Origin of the sequence: Phytoactinopolyspora endophytica (assembly GCF_004138495.1) — a bacterium.
GTDB classification, from domain to species: domain Bacteria; phylum Actinomycetota; class Actinomycetes; order Jiangellales; family Jiangellaceae; genus Phytoactinopolyspora; species Phytoactinopolyspora endophytica.
Genome location: NZ_ML142864.1, coordinates 120,082 through 124,766 on the forward strand (window position 1 = coordinate 120,082; position 4,685 = coordinate 124,766).

Sequence of the window (4,685 nt, forward strand, 5' to 3'; positions counted from 1 at the left end):
GCACGGCTGGTACTTCGCCGCCGTCGCTGAGGGCGCCCAGGACGTCTTCTCCGCGGCTGGATACGACGTCCTCCGATACGGCCTGGCCGATGTGGAGGTCGAGCGGCGTCGCGTCGTCGATACGCAGTTGCTTCGCAAACGGGTGGATGCGCTCGTCGTACTCAGCCTGCCGCTGACGCCCAACGAGGTGGACGCGTTGGTGACCATGCAACGTCCGGTGATCGCCATCGGTCCGGTCATGCCCGGGATATCCACGGTACGGATCGACGACGTCGAGGTCGGCCGCAAGGCTACCCAGCATCTGGTGGACCTTGGGCATCGCCGCATCGGATTCGCCGGTGGCGACCCCGGACATCACCTGGGCTTCCCGGTGGCGCCGGATCGGCGGCAAGGCTACGAACAGGTGCTACGCGAGGCCGGCGTGGCGCCTGACCCCGGGCTCGTGGTGTCTGCCACGTTCGTCGCTGAGGCCGGCGTCAGCGCATACGCCGAGTTCAAACGGCGTGGCCCGCTGCCGACCGCTGTGTTCGCGGTCTCCGACGAGATCGCGATGGGCGTGGCCCACGCCGCCCGTGAGGACGGCATGCGGGTCCCTGAAGACCTATCGGTGGTCGGCGTCGACGACCATGACATGTCCTGGCTGTTCGGATTGACGACGGTGGCGCAGCCGGTCCGGGAGCAGGGGCGGATCGCCGCGACCTCATTGCTGGAGCGGCTGCGCAGGCACGATACCGGATCCGAAGGCGGCGTCGACGTCACCACCGTCCGCACTGAGCTGACCGTGCGCTCCAGCACCGCGCCGCCGTCCGCATCCGGTCGACTCTGACGCGAAGGTTCTCCGGCCACACCAGTAGGACACTGCCCTCGGCCCGGGATACTCCCGTAACGTAAGGGGATGACCGAGATCGAGGCGGAGATCCCGCAACCACCAACCCCGTTCCACGATCTGGAGACCTACATCGCGCTGCCCCGAGCCGGCGGCCTGACCCTCTCACCGGACGGCGGCCGTCTGGTGACCTCCGTGGCGACATTGAGCCCGGACAAGACGAAGTACGTGACAGCGCTCTGGGAGATCGACCCGTCCGGTGGGCGCCCGGCGCGCCGGCTGACCCGCAGCGCCACAGGGGAGAGCGGCGCGGCTTTCCTGCCCGATGGCTCCCTGCTCTTCTGCTCGGCGCGTCCGGATCCGTCCAGCAAGGACGAAGATGAGGCGCCGATGCTGTGGCTGCTCCCGGCAGACGGGGGCGAGGCCCGAGTGGTCGCCAAACGACCAGGCGGCGTCGGCGGCGTCCTGGTCGCCCGGGAGAGCGGCACGGTCCTGACCGCGTCGTCCACGTTCCCGTCCGCCACTGATACGGCGTCCGAGGAGGCTACCCGCAAGGAGCGGAAAGAGAAGAAGATCTCGGCCATCCTGCACGAGAGCTATCCGGTGCGCTACTGGGACAGCGACCTCGGCCCGGACCTGACCCGGCTGTTCGTGGGTGAGCTCGAGTCCGGTGACGACCCCCTGGCAGACGCAGCGGTGCAGCTGAGGGACCTGACACCCGATGCCGGCCGGGCCCTGGAACGCGCGAGCTACGACATCAGCCCCGACGGCAGCACGGTGGTATCCACCTGGAACGTTCCGGGCCGTGGTAGCTACCGGCAGGCGCTGGTCGCACTCGATGTCGCCACCGGTGACAGGCGGGTGCTCGCCGAAGGTTCCAGCTACGAGTACAGCGCGCCTCGAATCAGCCCGGACGGGCGCAGCGTCGCAGCTATCCGCGAACGTGACACCGCGTCGGACGACCCCGGTGACCGGACGCTCGTCGTGATCTCGCTGGCAGACGGTGTGGTCAGCGAGCTCGCCGGCGGATGGGACCGTTGGCCGGCGAGCACACCGCAATGGATGCCGGACTCGTCGGCGCTGCTCGTCGTCGCCGACGAGAACGGGCGTGCGCCGATCTTCCGTGTCGACGTCGCCGACGGCCGCGTCACCCGGCTGACCGCGGACGACTACGCCTACAGCGACGTCAGTGTGTCCCCGGACGGCCATCAGGTCTATGCGATGCGCACGTCGTACCTCGAGCCGATGACCGCGGTCCGGCTCGCGGCCGACGTCGCCGATCAGCAGTCCACGCCCCTGCCCGGCCCAGCTCCCGCGCTGAAGCTGCCCGGCCGGCTGGACGAGGTGGAGACATTCACCGAGGACGGCGTGCGGGTGCGTGGCTGGCTGGCTCTGCCCGAGGACGCGTCACCGACGAACCCGGCTCCGTTCCTTCTGTGGATCCACGGCGGCCCATTGAGCTCATGGAACTCGTGGTCATGGCGGTGGAACCCGTGGATCACGGTGGCGCAGGGCTATGCCGTGCTGCTGCCGGACCCCGCGCTCTCCACCGGCTACGGCCTGGACTTCATCCGACGCGGCTGGGGCGCTTGGGGAGATGCGCCGTTCACCGATCTGATGGCGATCACCGACGCGACGGTGGCACGAGAAGACATCGATCACAACCGGACAGCGGCCATGGGTGGCTCCTTCGGCGGTTACATGGCCAACTGGGTCGCGGGCCATACCGACCGGTTCGACGCGATCGTCACCCATGCGAGCCTGTGGGATCTGGACAGCTTCGGTCCCACCACGGACGCCGCGTGGTACTGGATGCGTGAGATGACGCCCGAGATGACTGCGGCACACTCCCCGCACCACAGCGCGGACGCGATCGAGACGCCGATGCTGGTCATCCACGGAGACAAGGACTATCGGGTGCCGATCGGCGAGGCGCTGCGGCTGTGGTTCGAGCTCGCCCGCCAAGCGACGAACGACGACGGCGGGATACCGCACAGGTTCCTCTATTTCCCGGATGAGAACCACTGGGTCCTCACGCCGCAGCACGCGATCGTCTGGTATCAGACGGTGCTCGCCTTCCTGGCCCATCACGTCCTCGGCAAGGACTGGGAGACCCCGCCCCTGCTGTCCTGAGCGTGCCTGGGCCTCTTGTGCATCCCGTCCCCCGCTACGGCGCAACCGACAGAGCCGAGTTGCACGTGCGGGGCGATGGGAAGCCCGGGACAGCCACGAGACTTAACCCACGAAGAGGTGAGTCGGCGTTCAGCGCGGTCCCGCCCGCAGCCCTTCGACCCAGGCGGCGGCGTCGCGGAAGTCCTCATTCGTCATTCCACGCCCGACGGGAGGCCGCACGCCGTCCGCTCTCGGGTAAGAACCCAGGAAACGCACCTCGGCGCAGACTCGACGCAGTCCCATCAGCGCCTCGCCGACGCGTGCGTCGCCGACATGCCCTTCGGCATCGACGACGAAACAGTAGCGGCCCATGCCATTGCCGGTGGGGCGGGATTCGATCCGCGTGAGGTTGACGCCCCTGGTGGCGAACTGCTCGAGGATCTCCAGGAGTGCGCCCGGATGGTCGTCGCGGATGTAGGCGACCAGGCTGGTCTTGTCCGAACCGGAGGGACGAGGCGGAGGTCCTGGCCTGGTCACCACGACGAAGCGGGTGACGGCATCCTCGTCATCGCCGATGTGTTCAGCGAGTGGAGTGAGGCCGTAGCGTTCTGCCGCGATAGGCGCGGAGACGGCGGCGTCGTACGGACGGCCGTCCGGCCCGGGAGTCTCGGTGGCGACGGCGCTGGCCGCCGCGGACGTCGAGGACCCGAGTGCGACCGAGACATCGGGCAGGTTCTTGCCCAGCCAGGTGCGGCACTGTGCTTCGGCCACCGGATGGGTGATGATCCGCTGCACTGCCGGCAGCTCGGTGCCGGGGCGGGCCATCAGAGTGAACGTCACCGGGAGCAGGAACTCCGTGGAGATGATCACCGGCTCGCCGCGGATCAACTCGTCGAGCGTGGTGTTGACCGAGCCCTCAATGGAGTTCTCCAGCGGAACGACGGAGCCGGCGACGTCGCCCGAGCGTACCGCCTCGATGGCTGCGTGCACGGTTCCGAAGGGTTCGAGCTGTGCGCCCATGAGGGCGGGCATGCGGCGGCTGGCGGCTTCGGTGAAGCTCGCTTCGGGGCCAAGGTATCCGTAACGGTCAGGGGTGACAGGCACCCTCAAACTGTAGCCCGCTCGGGCATGAGATTCTCATCATCATCTCAATGATCATCAACCGTTGGACCCGTGATGACCGGCCCAACGGTTGATGATCATGGGTCGGGGGCGCAATGCGGTTGCGGGGAGAGATGGGGGCGAGGCTAGTCTCTTTAGCGTGCTAGATCTCCGTGTGATCCGTGACGATCCCGACCGTCTCCGCGCCTCGCAGCGAGCTCGCGGTGAGAGCGTGCAGGTGGTGGACGAGCTGCTGGCCGCCGACGAGTCCCGGCGGTCGTCGCTGTCCGAGTTCGAACGCCTCCGGGCCGAGCAGAAAAGCCTCGGCAAGGAGATCCCAGGAGCGTCCGGTGACGAGAAGCAGTCGCTGCTGGCGAAGGCGAAGGAGCTCGCCGCCGCGGTCAAGGCGGCCGAGGCCGCCGCCGATGAGGCACAGCGTCGCCTCGACGAGCTCGCGATGGTGCCGTCGAACATCGCCATCGATGGTGTGCCTGCGGGCGGCGAGGACGACTACGTCGTGTTGCGCGAGGTCGGTGACCGCCCGGACCTGGAGAAGGTCCGCGACCACCTGGAGCTCGGTGAGGGCCTGGGCGCCATCGAGATGGAGCGGGGCGCGAAGGTCTCCGGATCGCGTTTCTATTTCCTG

Annotated in this window: 4 protein-coding genes; 3 read left to right on the forward strand and 1 reads right to left on the reverse strand. The window is 68.2% G+C overall.

All coding sequences use genetic code 11. The annotated features are described in order from the left end of the window. The coding region (locus ELR45_RS25730) for a LacI family DNA-binding transcriptional regulator (protein WP_205857264.1) at positions 1 to 826 on the forward strand (826 nt) is incomplete at its 5' end. A 69-nt stretch (positions 827 to 895) separates the two neighbouring features. After that, positions 896 to 2,959 (forward strand): S9 family peptidase, encoded by a 2,064-nt coding sequence (locus ELR45_RS25735; protein WP_129668892.1) that lies wholly within the window; start codon positions 896 to 898, stop codon positions 2,957 to 2,959. 129 nt (positions 2,960 to 3,088) lie between these two features. Here the strand turns inward: ELR45_RS25735 and pheA are convergent, their stop codons facing one another. Beyond that, positions 3,089 to 4,042 (reverse strand): prephenate dehydratase, encoded by a 954-nt coding sequence (gene pheA / locus ELR45_RS25740; protein WP_129668893.1) that lies wholly within the window; start codon positions 4,040 to 4,042, stop codon positions 3,089 to 3,091. Positions 4,043 to 4,199: 157 nt separating this feature from the next. Between pheA and ELR45_RS41495 the strand changes: the two genes are divergently transcribed. Next, positions 4,200 to 4,685, forward strand: a 486-nt coding sequence (locus tag ELR45_RS41495) for a hypothetical protein (RefSeq protein ID WP_240760145.1), incomplete at its 3' end; no start/stop codon positions are given.

Excerpts from the sequence above, each read along its gene's own strand:
- ELR45_RS25735 (WP_129668892.1), top strand. The coding sequence starts at position 896 with ATGACCGAGATCGAGGCGGAGATCCCGCAACCACCAACCCCGTTCCAC.